The 22,556-nt window shown below is 46.2% G+C and carries 21 protein-coding genes and 1 pseudogene; 11 read left to right on the top strand and 11 right to left on the bottom strand.

Going from position 1 to position 22,556, the window contains the following annotated elements; all coding sequences use genetic code 11:
- Nucleotides 1-128: 128 nt before the first annotated feature.
- Nucleotides 129-1,880, bottom strand: a complete 1,752-nt coding sequence (locus NNC77_RS01440) for a phospho-sugar mutase (RefSeq protein ID WP_022120938.1) — start codon at nucleotides 1,878-1,880, stop codon at nucleotides 129-131.
- A 242-nt stretch (nucleotides 1,881-2,122) separates the two neighbouring features.
- On the opposite strand from NNC77_RS01440, the gene NNC77_RS01435 reads away from it, so the two are divergent.
- From NNC77_RS01435 to uvrA, 3 genes are all read left to right on the top strand, one after another.
- Nucleotides 2,123-2,443: a DUF4491 family protein gene (locus tag NNC77_RS01435; protein ID WP_254969797.1), complete on the top strand. Its 321-nt coding sequence runs from the start codon at nucleotides 2,123-2,125 to the stop codon at nucleotides 2,441-2,443.
- Between the two features lie 311 nt (nucleotides 2,444-2,754).
- Nucleotides 2,755-3,225 (top strand): 23S rRNA (pseudouridine(1915)-N(3))-methyltransferase RlmH, encoded by a 471-nt coding sequence (gene rlmH / locus NNC77_RS01430; RefSeq protein ID WP_117727005.1) that lies wholly within the window; start codon nucleotides 2,755-2,757, stop codon nucleotides 3,223-3,225.
- 38 nt (nucleotides 3,226-3,263) lie between these two features.
- A complete protein-coding gene (gene uvrA, locus NNC77_RS01425; protein WP_254986853.1) occupies nucleotides 3,264-6,161 on the top strand; it encodes an excinuclease ABC subunit UvrA in 2,898 nt (965 codons plus the stop codon).
- Between the two features lie 265 nt (nucleotides 6,162-6,426).
- Here the strand turns inward: uvrA and NNC77_RS01420 are convergent, their stop codons facing one another.
- On the bottom strand, nucleotides 6,427-6,564 hold the full coding sequence (locus NNC77_RS01420; RefSeq protein WP_254986848.1) for a hypothetical protein: 138 nt from the start codon (nucleotides 6,562-6,564) through the stop codon (nucleotides 6,427-6,429).
- Between the two features lie 175 nt (nucleotides 6,565-6,739).
- Here NNC77_RS01420 and NNC77_RS01415 point away from each other — a divergent pair, with 175 nt between their 5' ends.
- Nucleotides 6,740-8,788, top strand: coding sequence for a VapE domain-containing protein (locus NNC77_RS01415; protein ID WP_254986846.1), 2,049 nt, complete (start codon nucleotides 6,740-6,742; stop codon nucleotides 8,786-8,788).
- A 330-nt stretch (nucleotides 8,789-9,118) separates the two neighbouring features.
- On the top strand, nucleotides 9,119-9,328 hold the full coding sequence (locus NNC77_RS01410) for a DUF4248 domain-containing protein (RefSeq protein WP_006846942.1): 210 nt from the start codon (nucleotides 9,119-9,121) through the stop codon (nucleotides 9,326-9,328).
- A 311-nt stretch (nucleotides 9,329-9,639) separates the two neighbouring features.
- Here the strand turns inward: NNC77_RS01410 and NNC77_RS01405 are convergent, their stop codons facing one another.
- The 8 genes and pseudogenes from NNC77_RS01405 to NNC77_RS01370 form a co-directional block, all read right to left on the bottom strand.
- Nucleotides 9,640-10,242, bottom strand: coding sequence for a GNAT family N-acetyltransferase (locus NNC77_RS01405; RefSeq protein ID WP_117695747.1), 603 nt, complete (start codon nucleotides 10,240-10,242; stop codon nucleotides 9,640-9,642).
- Between the two features lies 1 nt (nucleotide 10,243).
- Complete coding sequence (locus tag NNC77_RS01400; RefSeq protein WP_171479883.1) at nucleotides 10,244-10,405, bottom strand: hypothetical protein; 162 nt, start codon at nucleotides 10,403-10,405, stop codon at nucleotides 10,244-10,246.
- A gap of 133 nt (nucleotides 10,406-10,538) precedes the next feature.
- Nucleotides 10,539-10,754: pseudogene (locus tag NNC77_RS01395) on the bottom strand (RteC domain-containing protein); the annotation flags it as partial.
- Nucleotides 10,755-10,998: 244 nt separating this feature from the next.
- Complete coding sequence (locus NNC77_RS01390) at nucleotides 10,999-11,142, bottom strand: hypothetical protein (protein ID WP_254969683.1); 144 nt, start codon at nucleotides 11,140-11,142, stop codon at nucleotides 10,999-11,001.
- Nucleotides 11,143-11,164: 22 nt separating this feature from the next.
- Nucleotides 11,165-13,387, bottom strand: a complete 2,223-nt coding sequence (locus NNC77_RS01385) for a BspA family leucine-rich repeat surface protein (protein ID WP_254986844.1) — start codon at nucleotides 13,385-13,387, stop codon at nucleotides 11,165-11,167.
- Nucleotides 13,388-13,435: 48 nt separating this feature from the next.
- Nucleotides 13,436-13,681 carry a hypothetical protein gene (locus NNC77_RS01380; RefSeq protein WP_117587304.1) on the bottom strand — a complete coding sequence of 82 codons (246 nt, stop codon included), beginning with the start codon at nucleotides 13,679-13,681 and terminating at the stop codon, nucleotides 13,436-13,438.
- Nucleotides 13,682-13,797: 116 nt separating this feature from the next.
- Nucleotides 13,798-14,967: a helix-turn-helix domain-containing protein gene (locus tag NNC77_RS01375; RefSeq protein ID WP_254969681.1), complete on the bottom strand. Its 1,170-nt coding sequence runs from the start codon at nucleotides 14,965-14,967 to the stop codon at nucleotides 13,798-13,800.
- Between the two features lie 5 nt (nucleotides 14,968-14,972).
- Nucleotides 14,973-16,625: an RNA-binding domain-containing protein gene (locus NNC77_RS01370; protein ID WP_437183265.1), complete on the bottom strand. Its 1,653-nt coding sequence runs from the start codon at nucleotides 16,623-16,625 to the stop codon at nucleotides 14,973-14,975.
- 420 nt (nucleotides 16,626-17,045) lie between these two features.
- On the opposite strand from NNC77_RS01370, the gene NNC77_RS01365 reads away from it, so the two are divergent.
- From NNC77_RS01365 to NNC77_RS01340, 6 genes are all read left to right on the top strand, one after another.
- The gene (locus NNC77_RS01365) at nucleotides 17,046-17,597 is read left to right on the top strand and encodes a DNA-binding protein (RefSeq protein WP_254969680.1); all 552 of its coding nucleotides are present in this window, start codon (nucleotides 17,046-17,048) and stop codon (nucleotides 17,595-17,597) included.
- 217 nt (nucleotides 17,598-17,814) lie between these two features.
- Entirely contained in the window at nucleotides 17,815-17,907 is a 93-nt protein-coding gene (locus tag NNC77_RS01360) for a smalltalk protein (RefSeq protein ID WP_181985869.1), read from the top strand.
- A gap of 26 nt (nucleotides 17,908-17,933) precedes the next feature.
- Nucleotides 17,934-18,368, top strand: coding sequence for an N-acetylmuramoyl-L-alanine amidase (locus tag NNC77_RS01355; protein WP_118201781.1), 435 nt, complete (start codon nucleotides 17,934-17,936; stop codon nucleotides 18,366-18,368).
- A 381-nt stretch (nucleotides 18,369-18,749) separates the two neighbouring features.
- Entirely contained in the window at nucleotides 18,750-19,133 is a 384-nt protein-coding gene (locus tag NNC77_RS01350; RefSeq protein ID WP_117729181.1) for a DUF1573 domain-containing protein, read from the top strand.
- A 29-nt stretch (nucleotides 19,134-19,162) separates the two neighbouring features.
- On the top strand, nucleotides 19,163-20,014 hold the full coding sequence (locus NNC77_RS01345) for an EFR1 family ferrodoxin (RefSeq protein WP_153079529.1): 852 nt from the start codon (nucleotides 19,163-19,165) through the stop codon (nucleotides 20,012-20,014).
- Between the two features lie 23 nt (nucleotides 20,015-20,037).
- Nucleotides 20,038-21,759 carry a M6 family metalloprotease domain-containing protein gene (locus NNC77_RS01340; RefSeq protein ID WP_254969679.1) on the top strand — a complete coding sequence of 574 codons (1,722 nt, stop codon included), beginning with the start codon at nucleotides 20,038-20,040 and terminating at the stop codon, nucleotides 21,757-21,759.
- Between the two features lie 51 nt (nucleotides 21,760-21,810).
- Here the strand turns inward: NNC77_RS01340 and NNC77_RS01335 are convergent, their stop codons facing one another.
- The gene (locus tag NNC77_RS01335) at nucleotides 21,811-22,485 is read right to left on the bottom strand and encodes a YggS family pyridoxal phosphate-dependent enzyme (protein WP_254969678.1); all 675 of its coding nucleotides are present in this window, start codon (nucleotides 22,483-22,485) and stop codon (nucleotides 21,811-21,813) included.
- Nucleotides 22,486-22,556 lie beyond the last annotated feature (71 nt).

Below are 22,556 nucleotides of genomic sequence, written 5' to 3'. Positions count from 1 at the left end.
TTTTTTTCTGTAAAAACATGATAATGAGGGTAACTTGCTACCTTATTTCGAGAAAAATAAACGGCTACTGGAATGAAAAGCGCTCCGGCAGTTATTGCCGGAGCGCCATGATATGATTTCCAATAAAATTAATCCAACTTCAGGCTCTTCTTGATAGCCTCGATCTTATCCATTGCAGCAGCTGTGCAGCGGTTGTAGCAGCCAGCGCACTTGAATGAAGGATCCTTAACCTCAATATAGAACTTAATCTTAGGCTCTGTACCTGATGGACGGACACTTACCTTGGTGTTGTCGTCGCAGAACCACTGGAGTACATTGCTTGTAGCAGGCATGTCGAGCTTCTCTACGCTGCCGTCAGCATGCTTAACCTCCAGGCTCTGATAGTCCTTCCAGGTTACCACCTTGCTGCCACCCAACTCCTGTGGAGGGTTGGCACGGAAGTCTGCCATCATCTGCTTAATCTCGTCAGCACCAGTCTTACCTGGGCGAACTACGTTTACAGTGAACTCCTTGCTGAAGCCATACTCTGCATAGATCTGCATCAGGAGGTCGTAGAGAGTCTTGCCCTGATCCTTAGCCCATGCTGCAATCTCGCAGATGAGACAGATAGATGCAGGAGCATCCTTATCGCGTACCTTATCGTATGGCAAGAAACCGAAGCTCTCCTCACCACCACCGATGTACTGCTGCTTGCCCTCAGAGATAGCAATCTCGCGTGCAATCCACTTGAAACCGGTGTAGCAGTCGCGCAACTCTACGTTGTTCTTCTTGGCAATCTCAGCGATAACTTCTGTTGTTACGATGGTCTTTACGAGGAAGTCTGTTGGCTTCAACTTACCCAACTTCTTCTTGTTCTCGATGATGTAGTAGCAGAACATCATGGCTGTCTGGTTACCATTGATGATCATCCACTCGCCCTTGTCGTCGCGGCAAACGATAGCCAGACGGTCAGCATCAGGGTCGGTAGCTACCACGAGGTCAGCGTTCAACTTGGTACCGAGCTTCATACCGAGGGTCATAGCCTCTGCATTCTCTGGGTTAGGAGAAACCACTGTTGGGAAGTTACCATCTACTACCATCTGCTCAGGAACTACATTGATGTTCTGGAAGCCCCAAGAACGCAGACAGAGAGGAACGATGACACGACCTGTACCATGCATAGCTGAATAAACGATGTTGAGGTCTTTCTGACGGTTGATGACATCCTGGTCAATCATAGCAGAATGAACGGCTGTCATGTAGTCGTAATCCATCTCACCACCGATAATCTTGATCTTATCCCAGTTAGCCTCAAACTTCACCTGGTCGATAGTAACCTTGTTTACCTCCTCGATGATACCTGTATCGTGTGGAGCCAGAACCTGAGCACCGTCGCTCCAGTAAGCCTTGTAACCATTGTACTCCTTAGGGTTGTGAGAAGCAGTTACGTTGACACCAGCCTTGGCACCGAGTTCGCGGATAGCGAAAGAAATCTCTGGTGTAGGACGGAGGCTCTCGAAGAGATAAGCCTTGATGCCATTGGCAGAGAAGATGGCAGCTACGGTCTCAGCGAAGAGACGGGAGTTGTTACGGCAGTCGTGACCTACCACTACAGAAAGGTTCTCCTCACCTGGGAAAGCCTTGAGGATGTAGTTAGCAAAGCCCTGTGTAGCCATACCAACGATATACTTGTTCATGCGGTTGGTACCTGCGCCCATGATACCGCGCAAACCACCAGTACCGAACTCCAAGTTCTGATAGAATGCATCAACGAGAGCAGACTTGTCCTCTGCGTCGAGCATTGCCTTTACTTCCTTACGGGTTTCTTCGTCAAAAGCAGGTGTGAGCCACTGCTGTGCTCTTTCTTCACACTGCTTGATCAATTCTGCGTTATTAGCCATAGTTTGATTATATTATGTTATTAATTAATTCTTATCGAGAAGGATGTGCACGAAAATAATGCATAATTTCTCTATTTGCGTACAAAGTTATATAAAATATTTGATAAACCAAACATGTTTGAAGTTTTTTTTGTATTTTTGCACTTTGAAATGGAATTGAAAATAGAATAAGGCTATTATTTAGCAATATTGTATTGGTAAGATAACAGAAGTTGAATGAACAAAATATAAAAAGATAGAATATGGAAGTATATTACACGGGCGTCATCATCGCCGTATCCACTTTTTTAATAATAGGTATCTTTCACCCTATCGTCATGAAGACGGAATATTATACGGGCACCCGCTATTGGTGGGTTTTCCTCGTTGCAGGCATCATCTGCATCGGAGCTGCCTTCCTGGTTGCCAACGTGCTCTTCTCTGCCATACTGGGCGTAGTAGGTGCTTCATCCCTATGGAGCATAGGTGAACTCTTCGAACAGAGACAACGGTGCGAGAAAGGCTGGTTCCCGAAGAATCCGAAAAGAATAGGAACAGGATATTACAGGGACGAGAAGAAGTGAAGAACGAAGAGTGAAGAACTGAAGTTTCGCATGTGGTTCAAGTACGGGCTGAAGGCCCAAAAGCTCCTAGCCCAGGGCATCGCCCTGGGTATAATGGCAATCAGCAAGGCGCCCTGTAAGGGCAAAAGCTTTGTATATTGCCAGGTATTTGAAAGCTTTTGCCCTTACAGGGCGACAGGTTTGCGCCCATAAACACCCAGGGCGATGCCCTGGGCTAGGAGCTTCTGCCCTTTCAGGGCGTGTGGGGCTTACTTGCGAAACTTCAGTGAAGAATTCAAGTGTAAAGTGTATAGGAAGAAAACGCCAACGAAATGAAGACAGAACTCATTCTGGTCGGAAAGACCGTAAACAAGCATTTCATTGCGGGCATCAAGGATTATGCCGAGCGCATCACCCATTATATGCCTTTCAACATAACAACCATTCCTGAGCTCAAGAACACCAAGAGTCTCAGCGAACAGCAGCAGAAGGAACGGGAAGGAGAACTGATTCTGAAACTCCTCCAGCCTTCGGATACCGTGGTGCTGATGGATGAACATGGACAGGAATTCCGAAGCATCGAGTTTGCCAAATGGATAGAGCGCAAGCAGGCCACTGCCCGCAGGCTCGTCTTTATTATCGGCGGTCCTTACGGCTTTTCACAGTCTGTCTACGACCGCGCCAACGAGAAGATCTCCCTCTCCAAGATGACCTTCTCGCATCAGATGGTGCGCCTTATCTTTACCGAGGCGCTCTATCGCGCATGTACTATTATAAAAGGTGAACCTTACCACCATGAATAAAGGTAAAAGGGTAAAAAGGTAAAAAGGTAAAAAAAAATATGCCAAAAGATAAATATATAGAAATAAAAGGGGCAAGAGCCAACAACCTCAAGAATATCGATGTGAAGATACCTCAGGGCAAGTTTGTTGCCATTACGGGTGTCTCCGGATCGGGAAAATCATCGTTGGCTTTTGATACCTTATATGCTGAGGGCCAGCGCCGCTATGTGGAGTCGCTCTCTTCATACGCTCGCCAGTTTCTGGGACGTATGAGCAAACCGGAATGTGATTTCATCAAGGGATTGCCACCGGCCATCGCCATCGAGCAGAAAGTGATTTCGCGCAACCCACGATCTACCGTGGGCACCAACACCGAAATCTACGAATACCTGCGACTGCTCTACGCACGTATCGGAAAAACCTATTCGCCTATCAGCGGACAGGAAGTGAAACGCCATACTACCGAAGATGTACTCGCCTGTACCCGACAGTATTCCCAGGGTACCAGGTTTGTCATCCTCGCCCCTATCCACGTCATCGAAGGGCGCAGTCTGGGCAAACAGCTGGAGATGTACAACCAGGAAGGTTACGCGCGTATATATATAAAAGGTGAATTCGTGCGCATCGAAGACTTCATGGAGCAGGCGGATAAGGAACTGCTGGAAGTAAGCGGCGATAAACTGAGAAAGAGAATGCAGCAGAAGGATGAAGAAATCTTCCTGGTCATCGACCGTGCTTCGGTAAGCGATGAGAAGGATGATATCAGCCGACTGATGGATTCTGCCGAAACTGCCTTCTATGAGGGCGATGGAGCCTGCCGCCTCGTCTTCCTGCCAAGCAATATCTGCTACGACTTCTCTACCCGGTTCGAAGCTGACGGCATGCAATTTGAAGAGCCTACCGACAATATGTTTGCCTTCAACTCCCCTCTCGGAGCCTGCCCTACCTGCGAAGGTTTCGGCAGCATAATAGGCATCGATGAGAAACTCGTCATCCCGAACACTTCGATGAGCGTCTATGACGGATGTGTGGTTTGCTGGCGAGGCGAAAAGATGGGTATGTGGCTCAAGGAATTCATCCGCAGAGCTGCAGAATACGACTTCCCTATCTTCAAGCCTTATTTCGAACTGACTCAGCAGCAGAAGGACTGGCTGTGGCATGGTCTGCCTGGCGAGAAGAAACGTAAACAGCAGGAAAGGGTGAGCATCGATGAGTTCTTCAGAATGGTAAAGGAGAACCAGTACAAGATACAATACCGCGTGATGCTGAGCCGATTCCGTGGAAAGACGATTTGTCCTGACTGCCATGGTACCCGACTCAAGAAGGAAGCCAACTATGTAAAGATTGGCGGAAAGAGCATCACCGAACTGGTTGAGATGTCGATTGTGAACCTGAGCGAATGGTTCAGGAAACTGGAACTCTCGGAGCATGAGAAGGAAATCAGCAAGCGTCTGCTCACCGAAATCACCCACCGCCTGCAGTTCCTCCTGGATGTTGGTCTGGGGTATCTTACGCTCAACCGACTCTCCAATACCCTCTCCGGCGGTGAGAGTCAGCGCATCAACCTGACCACCAACCTGGGCTCATCGCTCGTGGGTAGCGTATATATCCTCGATGAACCTAGTATCGGACTCCATAGCCGCGATACCGCCCGACTGATTAAGGTGCTGAAAGAACTGCAGCAACTGGGCAATACGGTGGTTGTGGTAGAACACGACGAAGAGATTATGCGGGCAGCCGACTATCTCATCGATATCGGTCCCGATGCCGGCAGACTGGGCGGAAGAGTGGTCTACGCCGGTCCGTCATCAGAATATTCAACCACCGACAAGGCTGAACAGGAAAAGCTGCTGGCTGAATATCCGGAGAGTTATACCATCAAGTACCTGACCCACAACGAGGAGATAAAGGCGCCAACGAGCCACCGTGCCTGGAACCAGTATATTGAAATCAAGGGAGCCCGAATGAACAATCTGCGCGGCATCGACGTTAAGATACCGCTCAACGTATTCACCTGTGTAACCGGCGTATCAGGCTCAGGCAAGAGTTCGCTCATCAAGGGAATCCTCTATCCTGCCATGCGTCGCCGTCTGGACCTCGTAGCAGATGCACCAGGCGAATATACATCGATGGAAGGCGACTGGAAGAGCATCCATCATGTAGAGTTTGTTGACCAGAACCCTATCGGAAAGAGTACCCGCAGCAACCCTGCCACCTATCTGAAGGCATACGATGCGATACGTGCCCTCTTTGCCAACCAGCCACTGGCTAAGCAGATGGGATTCACGCCCCAGTACTTCTCTTTCAATACTGAAGGCGGAAGATGCGAGGAATGTAAGGGTGCGGGATATGTTACCATCGAGATGCAGTTTATGGCAGACCTCACGCTGACCTGCGAGGCTTGTAAGGGCAAGCGGTTCAAGCACGACATCCTGGAGGTTCGCTATGGCGGAAAAGACGTCAATGATGTGCTGAACATGACGGTAAACGAGGCCATTGAGTTCTTCAGCGATGAAAAGCTGCAGCGCAACGAGGGCGACTTCGACAACTGCCGCATCATCGTAAACCGCCTGAAGCCGCTTCAGGATGTGGGTCTGGGCTATATCAAGCTCGGTCAGAATTCAAGTTCGCTTTCGGGAGGTGAGAATCAGCGTGTAAAGCTCGCCTTCTTCATAGGCAAGGAGGAACAGGAGCCTACGCTTTTCATCTTCGACGAGCCTACCACGGGTCTTCACTTCCACGACATCAAGCGCCTGCTCCATGCCTTCAATGCCCTGATAGAAAGGGGCCATTCGCTGGTAGTGATTGAGCACAATCTGGATGTCATCAAGTGTGCCGACTATATCATCGACCTCGGTCCTGAAGGCGGCGATAAAGGCGGCAATCTCGTTGTTGCCGGAACTCCGGAAGAAGTAGCTGCCTGCAAGGCAAGCCTTACCGGAAAGTTCTTGCGTTAAATTGAAGTTTCAGGGCGTATGGCGATAAACTTGCGAAACGTCGAAAAAAATACGATATCAGTGGAATCCGACAACCGCCGGATTCCACTTTTTAATTTAAAAAACCAATTCAAAAGAATTATTTATTAAAAAAGTAACCATCATCGAAGGCTGCTTCGATAAGGCGTTGCCTCACTCGGGCGTATTCTGCCGAGTCTTCGATAAAGTACCGAAGAGCAGAAACAATCCTCACATAAACACTGAGCCGATAATCGCCCTTACCCTTTTAGATTGCAAAAATGTTTTCCTTATGCATCCCAGCATAAAACATCAGATCAGAACCAGATACATGATGGTTCTTCATCTCTTCACTCAGAACAACACCGAAACGGCTGTTGTCTGCATTAAATTTTTCAATTTTCATCTTAAAAAATTTTAAAATATTGAATATATTTATTTACAAGTTCCCACTACGGGAACTCTCTTTTATTTTCTTTTTAGTATCTTTGCACCATGTATTACAGATTCAACAATCTGCATACCTATAAGAAAACGAATAACTGATACATATATTGTAAACAATATAAAATTTTTAGGAGATGATGAACATCAGTACATTCATTAACATGGCCAGCAAGATTCCTTCACCTGGCCAGTTGGAAGGCCTGGTAACCTTCATGAAGGAAGATGAGAAACTCAGGTTTTTCACCGAGTCTTACCGGAAAACGGGGAATAAGTCGTACAAGCACGATGCACCCCTCTTCGCCGTAGCCTGCATCTTCGAAGGCGGAAAAGGCAAGGACAACATCCGGAGCCTCACACATCTGTCGCTGGTCGACTTCGACCACATCACAGAAAAACCGGATGACGGCACCCTGCGCTCGCTCAAAGAGAGAATCTGCCACGATGCCCACACCCTGCTCTGCTACGTTACCATGAGCGGCAACGGACTGCGCGTCATCTACCGCTACGAAGGCGAGGATTATCCCGCCGCCTTCGCCATGGGAAACGACTACTATGCGCATCTCATCGGCAAGGAAAGCGATCCGCTCTGCAAGAACATCACAAGGCTCAGCGGACTCGCCTATGACCCCGAAGTCTATTTCAATCCTGAAGCCACAGCCTTCAGCGCCGAGGAAATCAGCCATTTCCATTCAGCTACGCTCAAGACCGCACAGAAGAAAAAGAAACAGGAACGCATCGCCGACTACTACGAGCAGATTGTCAAACCCAAGCTGGAAAGCGAAAAAATCAGGTACGAACCCGGCAACCACAACCAGTATGTGATGCGGGTGGGCTACATGATGGCTAAGAAACGGTACGACAGGAAAGAAGCCACCCAGTGGGCTATCAGGCAGTTTCCCGAATACGACGACGTAGAACAGGTGTTCAAATCGTGCTACGAGAACACCACTCACCCACAGAAGATGAAGGCTGAGACCGGAAAGATTCCCTATGCCACCGTAGATGAAATCAAAGACTTCCTCGACGGGCATATCAAACTCCGCTTCAACCTCATCACCCTGCGCTACGAGTATCTGAAGGAGAAATGGCGAATCCTCCAGGACCGCAATCTGAATACGCTATGGAGCAACATGTCGCTAACCGCAAGGGTGAGCAAGAGCGACATGATCAATGTCATCGAGAGCGACTATAGCCCGCCCTACAATCCCTTCACCGATTATCTGGAGAATCTCCCACCCTGGCAGGAAGGCGACAAGGACTATATAGCCGAACTCGCTGCCACGGTAAAGATGAAGGGAGACCCCGTGATGCCCTTCTGTGAAGCCCTCAGGAAATGGCTCGTGGCGATGATAGCAGGATGGATAGACGAAGGTGCCGTCAACAATGTCATCCTGGTATTCATCGGCAGACAGGGCGCCTACAAAACCACCTGGTTCAACTATCTCCTGCCGCCGGAACTGAAGCAATACTTCTATACGAAGGCGAATGCCAGGCGCATGACGAAGGATGATATCATCGCCCTTTCGCAGTATGCACTCATCTGTTATGAAGAGCTCGACACGATGAGTCCGTCGGAACTGAACCAGCTGAAGGCTGTGGTAACGATGCAGTATACCAACGAAAGGGCGGCATACGGCCATTATGCCGAGCAGCGCAAGCATATCAACACCTTCTGCGGCACGGGCAACAATCCCGAGTTTTTGAGCGACCCTACCGGTAACCGTCGCTGGCTGCCCTACGAGATAGAGAGCATCCTCTCGCCCCGTGAGCATCCGTTCAATTACGAAGGCATCTACGCCCAGGCTTACGCCCTCTACAAGAGTGATTTCCGCTACTGGTTCACCGATGAGGAGATAGAAAAGCAGAACCGGCATAACCGCGCTTTTGAGGCGCCCAGACTAGAACAGGAACTTGTGGATCTCTACTTCCGAAAGCCAACGGAGGCGGAGACAGGGGAGTTCGTGTCCATAGCCAGAGCGATGCAGATTATCAGTTGCAACATCTCCCAGAAGCTGAGCAGCACCAAGCTGGGCAGAGCTTTCAATGATCTCGGATTCGAAAAGATGCGCACCACCTACAACCGTGGGTACAGGGCGATTATCCGTACTGCCGAGGAAATCAAGGCATACCAGGTATCCCTCTGCATCAACTCGCAGCATTCCGATGATGATGCCCCGTTCTAGCCGTTCCCAAGCCATCGGTTCCAACTGGTCAGATTATGACACTATGACACTTATGACACTAGTTTTTCAACTTTTCGCCTCGCACGCGGGCAGGCAGGAACTTTTGGCCTGATTTTTCCTGCCTGCCCGCGCGAGAGCAAATCTTCAGAATTCACTGTCATAAGTGTCATGTGTCATAGCAAAGCCAGTTACTTCCGAAACGGAAACCAAGGACTTACGGTGCAAAAGTCAGAGACTTACGATGAAAAAGTCAGAGGCTTACGATGCAAAAGTCAGTAGTTTATGAACCGCATCCTCATTCATTAACCCTCATAAAAATCAAACAAAACTATGGATTTAAGAAGTTATACCAAGCAAGAGCTAGCTCTCCTGTATTTTCCCGATGCTACTCCAGCAGTAGCCAGTGCTCACCTGATGCGATGGATCCAGCGCATCCCCGACCTTCTCCAGAAGCTCGCCGCCACCGGTTACGGCAAGAACTGCAAGGAGTTCACCCCGATGCAAGTCTCCTACATCCTCTACTTCCTCGGTGAGCCATAACCCTGTTCCGCCTAATCTGAAAATGAGGCAACAAAAGGTACTTCTACCTGAAGACATCATGCAATAGGGAAAAGGGTCTATACACCCTTTTGTCGAGGTGTATAGACCCTTGGAACAACCGCGAAGTATGGGTTGATAAATATTGCCAAATTCTTTATTCTCCCATTTGGCTTAGGAGCTATTTTATTCAGTAATCAGTTTTACTTGATTCGTTTGTCCATTATCAGCTATAGCACTCCTTAGCTTATCAAGAGTATATTGATTGCAGCCGATTGCTTTAATTTCCTTTAAATTAGGGCATCTTTTATTTGTTATTTTGTGCGAAGATAAATCAAATCAAAGTACATCAGTCGTGTCTTCATCGGCTCTATCGGAGTTGTTGGCTCTAGACCTTTGTTATGCAAAAAGGTCCATTCTTCCTCATCTGACGAAAACAAGAACTTGAAACCATTTCGTTGATAATATTCAAACACTTTCGAATGGTTGACGGCATCAACAATGACATATCGGCATCCTGTTTTATTCAATGGGTCTATAAACCATGATTTGATGAAATCCAACAATTCATCTCCCACATGATGCCCACTGAACAAATCGCTTACTGCCAACTGTCCAACCAACACTGCTGGATACTGCGGTCTTCGCTTAGCATTCGGAATCTTTCTATTAAGCTTATTCCGAAGGTTTGAAGGAAGTGAATCTACTTTTACACTCGAATTAGCAACTGTAAATGCACAGACTATTTCAGATGTATCTGGTTTAACAAAACAATATGATTTTCCAAGCAACTGATAGGCATAGTCAGCATAGTCTTGGGTGAAAAACTCTGTTATGTCCTCATCCTTACAAGTGAAGCCTTTGCATTGCTGCAAGACTTCCTCTGTCAGTTCCATAAAATCACATTGCTCTAACATTTTAAATGTACAGTTTTGAACGTTTTAATATAGCACGTGCCTTGGCTACTTGCTTGGAGAAGTCAATGGAGCCACGCTTTTCCAATGCCTCATCAGCCGCTTCAACGAAACGAGCTGCTGCCTCACCATGAAGGACAGGTATTGTTTTAATTTCTATTGCCATAATCTTCTTGTTTTTAATGTTATGTACTTATTTAATTTGCAAAATTATGCTTTTATTTTCACTTTACCAAACTTTTTGTTAACTTTCTGTTGAATTTCTACGAAAAAATTCCAAATACCAACTTCATGCCATTTTAACGTTTCATTCTTTCCAATTCATCATCCTTTCGCATTTTGTCGTTCAACTTCTCCTGCATTCTGTCTAGAAAGTAAGTATGGCTATGGTTTTTGCGTCTTCTGATATCGGTATAGAAACGATAGCAGTCCTTGGCTTTGATGCCACGAAGCTCCTGTACCTCCTGGATGACAGGTACCAGAAAGGAATGGAAGAAGGTATGGAAAAAGGCAGAGCTGAAGGCATGAAAGAAGGCATGTCCCAGCGAAGCCTTGAAATTGCCAGGAAGATGTGCTGGCAAAGGGTATGGATGAAGCGTCTATCATGGATATGACGGGGCTGACGGCAGAGGATATAAAGCTGATGAAAGCGGAGATATAGATTACGAATATCACCATATAATTAAGGGTCTATACGCCACCTGTTCATCGTGGCATATAGACCCCCTTGTATTTTGCCGTTAGGCGTTATAATGACTGTTAATCACCATAATACCAGCCTTCTTCCAATTCTGGTTTATCATCGCCATTGCCTCCTTGACCCATAGTAGATGCTGCAAGAAGAGTGCAAGAGGTGATATTTACCACCTGCATCTCTGGCTTTGTATATTCTTTCTTTTTCATATCCTTTTGATTTTAAAATTCTTTACTTAACCATGATTTTATAAGTCTTGCTGCCACGCTTCACGATGTTCAGACCCTTCTGCAGACCATTGGTACGACGACCATTCGCATCATAGTATTCTGCATTGGCATCGTTGCTGATAGCGCTGAGGTTGTCAATGGCAGTAGTGCCATCACCCTTTCCGATGCTCAGCATGGCTGCTCTTGCCTGAGATGCTGTGGCTGGATGGATGTATGCACGCATCGGTTTGATACCCACGCCCTTGCCATCCTTCAAGTCAGAGACACGCCAGAACTTATCCTTACCGATGATGTAGTCGGTGTCTGCAAGACCCTGATTGTCTTTGCCGCCAATCTTGGTGAATGAACCTACGAGGTTGACATCTGTGTTTGTTCCAGCCTTAGGCTCAGTAACGATGCTCGCATCTTGTGCAGAAATGCTGAGTGTCTGCTCACCCTCATTCATCTTGAAGAGCACCGGAGTGCCGGCAGGAATTTCTGCTCCTTCGTAACTCTCAAGGGTGATGCAATCCTTATCAATACCTGTAAGACAATAGAACTTACATTCTGTTTCCTGGCTCTGGTCAATGCCGAATGGCAAGCAGAGCGTTCCCCAGGTAGTGCCAGCATTCATCTTGCGGCTGTAAGATGCATCCTTGGCTGCGAACGGCTCGTAAGCCACAAAGTCCTTGTCGTCGTTAAGAGTGAGATTCTCCGCAGTAAGAGTTTCTCCCGTTGCTCCTATCTTCTCTTCACCATTCTTACCTACCAGCTTAGTAAAATAGCCAGTCTTGTAGTTGGCGTATTGGTGGTCGGTATAGAGCAAGAAATACTTTTGAAAACCTTTGAGTTTTGTACAATTTTTGAACATATTCTCACCATCTCGTACATTGGTCGTTACAAAATTATCGCTGACGTAGATGGTTGTGAGAGCGGTGGATGATTCATCTAACATATTGAACATACGGTTCATATCCCTCACCTCCGCTGTATTGAAGTTTGTGAGATCGAGCGAGGTGAGAGCGGAGCAACCTTTGAACATACCGTGCATATCCGTCACCTTCGCTGTGTTGAAGTTTGTGAGGTCGAGCGAGGTGAGATTGGAGCAACCAAGGAACATATTGCCCATATTCGTCACTTTCGCTGTGTTGAAGTTAGTGATGTCGAGCGAGGTGAGATGGGTGCAGTCACCGAACATACCGTTCATATTCTTCACATTCTTGGTGTTGAAGTTAGTGAGGTTGAGTGAGGTGAGATTGGAGCAGCCATAGAACATAAAGTACATGCTCGATACATTCTTGGTGTCGAATTTAGTGAAGTCAAGAGATTTAAGATTGGAGCAATTCCAGAACATAGAACTCATATCCGTAATATTAGCTGTATTTAAATATTCAAGGCCTGAAATTGTTTCCAATGATGTGCAGTTATAAAAGAATTCTTTCAACGATGTAGGAGCGTATGTCTTGAAACTCTCTTCGAAAACTATATTCTTGATAGTAACATTTCCTAAAGCTTTGCAAATTTCACCCACATTATTATATTTTTCTACAATGACACTGTTGTTTCCTATATCTGATATATTAGCATCAATAACTTTCTTGAAAGTCAATGTAGTGTTCTTAGCATTGTACTCTGCAATATAATTATTGTCAGAAATAGAGGTCGCTGTTTTCAGATCGTATATGAATGTGCGGTCAGCATTATTATTTCCTGAATAGTCTTTTTGGTAAGACAACTTCAAAGTATGCTCGCCAGCAGATAAAGATTCTTTTATCTCTATTTGTCTCATTCCGCTAATCTCCTCAAACTTTTTGTTATCTATAGTAATAGTGGCTTTATCACAATAAGATTCAGAAGAAACGAGATGCTTGAATGTCAAGAATATAGACTTTTCTACTTTGAAGTTGACTACAGTCTCTGAAGTGCTTCCCTCCACATTATAATTACCTGACATCAGTCCTGTGCTTCCTTCTGGAATTTCGAAGCTAATATCTGTCATTCCTTCGGCTTTCAAGTCCATCATCTGCCAAGGATAATCACCATTGTCAGTAATGGTAACATCAGTTATACCATCCAAGCTATTGAACAAAGCACAGCGGGGGTCTGTCTTCGCCACCATACGTGTAGGCACAAACAACAACATGAGCAACATCAATGGGAATAGGGCAAATCTACAGAACTTTGCCCCCCCATAGTTCATACGGTCGGCATGCGACCCATTGAATTGATTGGTAAATTTTTTCATAAATTAATATTATATTTGTTATTTAAATTTTTCTGCTTATTGTTAAGCTCACTCCAGAAAATACAAGAGATTTGTCAGGCTGATAAATATGGATGCAAACAGCAAATAGATATAAAAGCGTTCTCTCTTGATGAAATCACAGAAGCTGTAGCGAGCCTTGTAGTTCTCATCAAGATACATCCTGTAGTCTTGAACCATGGCATAGCTCATGACCAGGGCGAAAATCAGAAGAAACAATGCCACGAAAAAAATGGCTTGTTCTTCTTTCGTGAAAGTCTGAATTATATTTTCCATGGTGCAAAGATAGTGTTTTTCTTCGGAAAAAAGTGTCCACTTCCCCCACTTAGGTGTCTACTTCCTACAAAATAGGTGTCTACTTGGTGGGGGAAGTAGACACCTAAGGCGTGATTTTATTGTATTTTCGCTCTCCAGACAGTTGGGGAGCAACCTTCTTTCTCTTTGAATATGCGATAGAGATAGGAGCGTGAAGAGAAGCCACATTCGGCAGAAATGATGTCGTTGCTATAGTCGGGATAGTCGAGCATCATCTTCTTTGCCGCCTCGAAACGTACCTCGGCAAGCCAGATGCGGAAGGTGGAATTAAGGCATGATGTGAAGTAGCGTGATAACTCGTTCTTGGAAATGTTCAGCGAGCGTGACAAGGTGAACATGTTTACAGAGGTGTCTTTGTAGCCCAAATCAGCACACCACTTGTCGAGCTTCTCCTTGATGAACATCTGACGCTCCTGAGAAACTGGCTGTAAGTTTTCTTTACTATCGGCAGACTCTGCATTCTGCACATCGGAGCTTTCCAAAGATGCTCCCCCATTTTCAGTTTCTTCATCTGCTATGGCTGCGCTTTCTTCTTCCTCCTTATCCAAGAGTTCCTCGGTAGGAACGTAATTGTAGCCCAATGCCACGAAACTCAGGTTGAAGAAAAGGATAGTGAGCAGAGCCAACGGACCTATTATATATAATAAGGTGGTAGAGAGGATGACGAAAGGCATGGTAAGGGTAGAGAAGAACAGGGCGAAGACACTGGCTCGGGCATATCGCACGTAGGGCAGCATGTCGCCACCTGTCATCAGCTCTAACATTTTCTTGCGTTTCCGCATCTCAATCATAATCATATAGATGCAATACGCTACGTTTGTGCCGAACAATACGAGCATCGCATAGAGCCAGTTGCCAATGTTAAGACTTCCGCTATTGCTGTAGCCTATGCAGAAAACTGCTATGATGGCGGCATAAATGCAAGCGCAGACGATGTTCATCTTTCGGCGGTTGGCATGGGTCGCCTCAATGTTGTATATGCCCATGGCGATAGTGGTGATGCATGGGGTATAGACAAGAATGTTGAAAATAGCTCCCAAGTCATCGCTTTTCGCACGAAAACCCAAGCGCATCTGCAAGAGATATTGTATGGCAAGTCCCATCATACCTGCAAGTATCAGCCAGCGTGACCACTCATAGCGTCGGTTGGTCCACTTCATGTGCAGGTGGGTGATGCCGAGGATAAGGGCATTGATGAGCATGAAGATGAAACATGCGAACTGAAGGAAATATAAAGAGTCTATCATTCTTACTATTTTATTGTTACTTTCTTGTATTTCTGGTTGCTTGCCGTAGGATTTTCAGGGTTGGTCATCTGCAAATATCCTGCTGCAACAAGGGAGGTGATGTAACGCTCACGGTTCTTGGAATGCATGCTGACTCCAATTCTGTCAAGTATCTCTTTGGTGGTTCGAGGAACAGAACAGAAATTTACTATGTCCCTTTGCTTGTTAGACAATGACACTTTTGGAGTGTCAGAGTGTCTAAGTCGAGTGTCTAAGTCGTTCTCGGAAGTGTCTAAGTCGGTGCCAAAGTGTCTAAGTCGAGTGTCTAAGTCGTTCTCGGAAGTGTCTAAGTCGGTGCCAGAGTGTCTAAGTCGAGTGTCAGAGTCTTGGACTTGGTTACTTTTTTCTTCGACTTGGTTACCGACTTGGTTACTTTCCCCCTCGACTTGGTTACTTTCTTCTCTCCAAACCGTGATGACAAATTCCTGTGCCTTGTCATTATTCATAAACGTGACATTGATATCTTCGTCCAGTGCACGAGTGATGCCGCTACCAACACCAGTGTATGGCAGCAAGTATATAGCATTGTTAAAAAGGAACATATTGCGAGGCATAGAGGTTCCTGCCTTGATGTCATCAATAGTGAGTCCGTTAGGCAATGCACCAGGACTGTGAATCTCAACACGATTGTCGAAAATGAAAATGCGAACAGGGGCTTTCATGTTCAACGAGCGATGTACAAGGCTGTTTACCGTGAACTCAACCAAGCTTGTGTAAGGTATTTCCAACTTACCCATGCTGTTGAATTCATCTCCAACCTGCACATTATGCAGATTACGAGTGAAGAAATCCATGATCGTGTCATATTGATGAAGCAGGTTTCCCTCCATATCCGCATCATTCACCTTGTCACGGAATATCTTGCTGCCGACACTGTTGCCTGCAAAACAAATACACTTGGCTGTCATCATTGGCATCCAGCGCTGGGTGTATTTGCCAAACAGAAGCATGGCAGCAACGGTCAGTGAACCATCAGGACGGATAAATCGCAGATTGCGAAGTATCTTCTCACAGTCATGCCCCTTAGCGATGGCAGAGCATATCATATCAAGTGATGCTTCATTAAAAACGTCACCTGTCAAGCCTTTCTTTTCCAACACTCTATCAAAACGGTTGCCCAAAAACTGCTTGATGGTCGTTGCATCAAGGTCGTTGACAGTTGCATCCCTAACACCAGCCTCGTCTGGTGCAAAACTACCGCAGTCGGTCATCATTTCTGCAAGTTCTGCATTATCGAACACTTTACGCTTGTCGGCACCATTCTTCACCCATACGATTCCCTTGTTGTCATGATAAGGCTTGTTGAGTCCTTCCTTCACAATAGCAACAACCAAGTTTCCATCCTCAACTTCTATAGTATCTATCTTTATCAGAATGGATGGCACTACGTTTTCTGAAGCAATGTCACTCAACAAGTTGGTTGTTTTTTGTACCTCAGAATATGACAAGGCATTGGTTTCTCCGGTCTTATCCTTTATACCAACTACCAATTTGCCACCATGTGAATTACTGAACGCCACTAACTCACAGGCAATATCGTATTTGTCGAGAATGCGTTCCTTGAACTGCACACCCGACACCTCGCCAGCCTTTATCTGTTTCAATATATCGTTCATCATTCTTTGATACATTCTTTGTTCAACAAATCGTTTACATCCACTTTCAGCAAATCTGAAATACGCTTGCAAAAGTACGAAAATAATTTCAGAAAAAGGTAAAATATTCTCAAAACATTTACGAAAACATGCAAATAATTGATTGAACTTTCGCATGTGGTTCAAGTACGGGCTGAAGGCCCAAAAGAGCGTGTGGAGCTTACTTGCGAAAGTTCAGTGGGCTTATAAACTCTAGAAAAAAAAAAGAATCTATGAAAAAGTATGATAAAACATGAGCAAGTATGAGCAACTGTGAGTTGACCCCTCACCGATTTCGTATCTTTGCATTGTGGTTCAGAGATAACATCTCATACCACCAAGAGGCAATGCGCAGCGCCCCCTACTACACAAACACAATTTATTAACCTTAAAAATGAAGACACTATGATTTTGTACACATTAAAGAAGTATGTCAACGAGAAGTTGAGCGCCGCTTACGGCAAGTTTTTCGCCTACCCTGTAATCACCCAGACCTATGGTCTTGATGAACTCGCAGAGCACATGGAAAGTCACAACACCCCGTTCTCAAAGGGAGCCATCAAGGGTATGCTCACCGACATGGTGAGCTGCGTAAGAGAACTGGTTCTGCAGGGTATCGCCGTGAAGATTCCCGACCTCGCCATTTTCAGCATTGGCATCAAGAACAAGGAAGGTGCTGCCTCCGAGAAGGAATTCAGCATCACCAAGAACATTGCCGGACTGAAGCTCCGTGCCCGTGGCACCGGTGAGTTCAAGGCAAACAGTCTGAACCTCGATGTATCCCTGAAGAAGGCCACAGCCGTAACAGGAGATATTACTCCACCAGACGGCGGTAAGGACAACACAGGCGATACTACCCAGGGTGGCGGCACAAACCAGGGCGGCGACTCAACCCAGACTGGCGGATCAGGCAACACCGGGAGCAGCGGCTCCGATGGTAGCGACGGCCTGGAGTAACCCCATCGCCAGTAGATGAAGAAAGAAGGTTTTAGACAGGATGCAGTCCGGGATTCGGCTATAGCACCCCCGGCTATCCATCAATATAGCAAGCATCATTGAAACACGCGCTATCAAGCCCATCTGCTCATCCTGTCAGCCTTCCTTCTCCAATATCGCCCGGATATAGGAAATCCGAACCCCCAATCCATTTATTAACCTTAAAAATCAAATGAAAATGAAAAAAGAAACACTCAAGAAAATTCTGAATTTCGTCATTACCGTTCTCACCGCCGTAGCCTCTGCCTTTTGTGTGCAGAGCTGCCAGTAGTATCAACCCTTTAAAGATTCAGCACTATGAAAAACACAAGAAAAATATCACTTATTGTCATTCACTGTTCTGCCACCCGCGTCACGCAGGACTTCACCTTCGAAAAGCTCGAAGCCTGTCATTTAGCCCGTGGTTTCCGCAGCATCGGTTATCACTATTACATCACGAAAGACGGCGTCATCTACCCCGGACGTCCCGAGTCAGAAATCGGCGCCCACGCCCGCCATTTCAATGCACACAGTATCGGCATCTGTTACGAAGGCGGTCTCGACGCCGACGGCAATCCGGCAGATACCCGTACGAAGGCTCAGAAGCAGTCGCTCCAGAATCTCCTGACGAGTCTGTGCGCAGATTATCCCGAAGCCGAGATCCTAGGTCATCGTGATCTCCCGAACGTCCACAAGTCCTGTCCCTGCTTCAGTGTTCAGGCTTGGCTGAATGAAATCAATTTCCACATTTAGCCCTCTATTCAGTTGATATTGTTCATACTTTATTATTTTTTCTACTCTCTCCCCCAATCTTAAGTGATTAAGGTTGGGGGATTTTTTGTCTCCTTTATTTCAGAAAGCGTTAGAAAGGGCAAAAGCTTTGTTTATTGCCCGGTATTTTAAAGCTTTTGCCCTTTCAGGGCGACAAACTTGCGTCCATGATTACCCAGGGCGATGCCCTGGGCTAGGAGCTTCTGCCCTTTCAGGGCGTGTAGGACAAAACTTGCGAAAGTTCGGTTAAATAATGTAAAAAAGTAACGTAATACTAAACTTTATATGTACTTTTGCATCGAATTAAATAAAAATAAGAAACAAATTAAAGAGGAAATATAAAAAAGAAGAAAGGATATGAAGATGAAAAGAATCATATTGACACTCACTATGCTGGTGGCTCTTGTAGCTACTGCATCTGCTCAGGCAGAGATTAAGTTCGACAAACTGATACACAACTTCGGTTCGTTCGAAGAGTCAAATCCGGTACAGAAGGCTACCTTTACCTTCACCAATGTAGGCAACAAGCCTTTGATTATCAACCAGGCTATTGCCAGCTGCGGCTGCACCGTACCTTCTTACACCAAGAAGCCTATCGCTCCAGGCGAGAAGGGACAGATTAGTGTTACCTATAACGGCAAGGGCATGTTCCCTGGTCATTTCAAGAAGAGCATCACCATCCGTTCTAACGGCAATGTAGAAATGTCACGTCTCTATATAGAAGGTGTTATGACAGAAAAGAAATAATCTAGCTCAATACATATTTAAAAGTAAGCATGATTTTCTATTTCTCAGGAACAGGAAATACCAAGTGGGCAGCAGCCAGACTGGCAGCGGCTACACACGAAGACTTGATTCCTATCGCCCCTTATATGCGGGCGGATGATTCAAGCCACAATATAGCCGAGCCGTTTATTCTGAAAGAGAATGAACGGCTCGGATTCGTTTTCCCCGTACATGGCTGGAGAGTTCCACGCCTTGTAAGGGAGTTTATCAGGAAGATGAAGATACGGCGAGAAACTCCTGATGCTACTGCTGAAGACAAGGAGACGTTCAGGAAACATCCTTTCGCCTATTGCGTCTGTACTGCAGGCGACAGCATCGGACTCACCATCGAAAACCTCAACGATACGATTGCGCTGAATGCATCGCTTCAGGCATTGGGCATCACGGAGGTTTCTGCTTCCTACTCACTCATCATGCCGGAATCTTATGTAGGACTTCCTTTCATGGATGTTGATCCGAAGGAACGCGAAGTTCGTAAGAAATCGAAATCGGCACAGGAACTGGCGGTTATCTGCGAAGAGATATTCGACAGGAAAGAGGGCGTGAACCGTCTGGTAAAAGGTCCTATCCCCTGGTTCTTCACCAAGGTTGTGGGCGGATTCTTTGAGAAGGTGCTCATCACCGACAAGCGGTTTCATGTGGAGAAAGACAAGTGCGTGAAGTGTGGCATCTGTGCCAACGTCTGTCCTGTAGGCGATATCAAGGGCGGTCATGGAGAATATCCGGAATGGCTGCATCACAAGGATTGCCTCACCTGCTTTACCTGCTATCACCATTGTCCGCATCACGCCATCGAGTTTGGTCACCAGACTCAGAAGAAAGGACAATACTTTTACAAATAATCCCCCATCTACCCTAACTGTTTATGAAGAAGACAATCATCTCTCTGGCGCTCGCCTTCCTGGGCATCGCCAATCTCTATGCCGTAAAGGCTAAACCGGGCATCGCCAAGATTATGCTGGCTGATGGAACCGTAGCATGTGCTACCCTGCATGGCGACGAAACCTTCCACTACTACATGCTGCTGGACGGTACGCCCCTGCAGGAAACCCAAGACGGAAAATACGAAAAGATAACTGCTGAAGAGCTGAACACCCGAAAGACCCGTACTTTCTCTTCAGAGAATATCACAAGAGCATCAGAAATAGGAACCGTGAGACCAAGCTATTTCCCTCATAAGGGAAGTCCGAAGGCATTGGTACTCCTGGTGCAGTTTCAGGATGTGAAGTTCAAGAGTAAGGATCCGGTTGCTACATTCAACCATTACCTCAACGGAAAGAAGGGAGAAGCTATGCCTGAGGCTGATAAAGAAGTGTTTATCACCAACGAGACTTACTGCCAGAACTACGGCAGCGTACAGCAGTATTTCGCTGACATGAGCGATAACCAGTTTATACCACAGTTTGATGTAGTGGGTCCTGTTACGATAAGCAAGAATTCTGCTTATTATGGCAAGAACGGAAGTGGCGACGGCAGTGACACCAACTATCCTCAGATGATTAAGGAAGCCTGCCAGCAGGTAGACGCCAAGGTTAACTTTGCCGATTACGACAGCGACAGCGACGGATATGTAGACCTCGTATATGTAATCTATGCCGGCTATTCTGAAAGCATCTCAGGTAATTCAAGCGATTGCCTCTGGCCGAAATCGGGTACCGTAGAAGGACTGGGAACCTATGACGGGAAAAAAGTACGCCGGTTCGGCATTAACAACGAGCTGAACAATAAGCCTGAAGATACCCAAGACGGCAAATACTACATCAATGGTATCGGTCTCTTCTGCCATGAATTTTCGCATACCCTCGGTTTGCCAGACATCTATCCTACCAATGGTATCACAAACCATAACCAGAGTCCTGAATATTGGGACGTTATGGATATGGGCAATTATCAGGCTGACGGCTACCAGCCTATCCCTTATTCACCATGGGAGAAGAGCATCGTAGGATGGAAACAGCCTACCCTCCTTTCTGATACCGAGGCTCAGCAGATAAAGCTGGAACCTTACGACAAGGCATCGGATGCATACAAGATTATAGCCAACAGCCAGGGCGAATACCTGCTGCTGCAGAATATCAGAAACGAGGGATGGTACAAGGAGGCTATGGGTTACGGATTGCTGGTATGGCGCATCGACTACGATGATTTGTCATCGGTTAATCTGTTTGATAATCCCAACAACACGACAGGTAAGCCAAGGGTCATGATTGTTCCTGCAGACGGAATGGTATACAACAGCTATAATAAGAAAGTTAGCGATGCTGATATCATAACGAGTCTTCAGAACGACCCGTTCCCGACCTACAAGGCGGGCTCTGCTACAGAGTATGAGGTGTACAGTCTGACCAGTATCACCCTGAACAACAGTGTTGATACGAGTCATCCGCTCTACAACATCACAAAGGATGAAGCAACCGGTCTGGTAACCTTCGATTATCTCAAGAACTTCTCTCCTACCGGAATCTCTTCGGTCATCATCGGTAAAAACAGACCGACAGCCTATTTTGATCTGGAAGGCAGAAAGATTTCCGTTCCACAAAAGGGCAAGATTTACATCACCAATAAGGGACAGAAGATAATATACTAATATATAAACAATGAGGGTGTGTCATGTTTTATGACACACCCTCTTATTATTTTAATATATTCTAGGACCGAAGATGGTGGTACCTACACGAACCATCGTGCTGCCGTGCTTGACGGCAATATGATAATCGTGACTCATACCCCAGCTACGCTCGCAGAAAGCATCATCATCAGCAAAATATCTGGTCTTTATCTCATCAAAGAACCGGGCAGCCTCATCAAACTCCTGAGCAATCTGCTGCTCATCGTCTGTATTAGAAGCCATCATCATGATGCCACAAATCTGCACATGCTTCATCTCCCGCCATTCGCCTGCCTCCAGGAGTTCGCGGCAAGCATCAAGAGAAAGACCCGATTTGGTATCTTCCTCAGCCAGATGAAGTTCCAGAAGAACCTTCACCACACGATTGTGCTTGGCAGCCTGCTTCTCAATCTCCTTGAGAAGTTTCAGACTGTCTACCGATTCAATCATCGAGATATAAGGTGCGATATACTTCACCTTATTGGTCTGCAGATGACCGATGAAATGCCACTCGATGTCCTCAGGCAGCGAAGCCACCTTCTTGGCGAGTTCCTGCTCATGACTCTCGCCGAAGATACGCTGTCCTTCAGCATAAGCCTCCTCGATATACTCGTTGGGATGGAACTTGCTGATGGCAACGAGACGGACGCCGGCAGGCAAGCTGCCCAGCACCTCATGGAGATTTCCTTTTACATCATAGTCCATATCTTGAATGTTAAATGTTGAATGTTAAATGTTGAGTGTTGAATGTTGAATTAACCTTTGTGTCCCGTTAG

Source organism: Segatella copri (genome assembly GCF_024330485.1).
GTDB lineage: Bacteria > Bacteroidota > Bacteroidia > Bacteroidales > Bacteroidaceae > Prevotella > Prevotella copri_L.
This window is presented reverse-complemented; position numbering and strand designations above follow the sequence as displayed.